General features: G+C 63.4%; 1 pseudogene. It reads right to left on the bottom strand.

From position 1 onward, the window contains the following. Positions 1-292: pseudogene (locus F1735_RS34760) on the bottom strand (IS1380 family transposase); the annotation flags it as partial.

Below are 292 nucleotides of genomic sequence, written 5' to 3'. Positions count from 1 at the left end.
GTGGCGGCGATACAGCCGGATGATTTCCTCGGGTGCTGCATCCAAGCTGGTCCACCAGCCTTCGATCTCAACCTCCGGCTCGATCAGGTGCTGCCCCTTCTTGTCGATGCTACGCTCGGTGATCGACACGATCAGGCGCAAGGTCCGGCGTTCCTTGCCGTGGGCGCGCTCAAGCTGCTGCGACAGCAACGCGCAGCGTTTGCCGGGACGCGCCTCGCTGAAAGCATTGGCATGCTCGGCGCTCGCCACCCAGGCGGCCTTGTCCTGTTTGCGGGGATTCCACTTGATGACA

Origin of the sequence: Massilia genomosp. 1, assembly GCF_011682185.1 — a bacterium.
Taxonomy (GTDB): Bacteria; Pseudomonadota; Gammaproteobacteria; order Burkholderiales; family Burkholderiaceae_D; genus Telluria_A; species Telluria_A rubra.
Note: the sequence above shows the minus strand (reverse complement) of the source record. Positions and strands in the feature narration are given on the sequence as shown.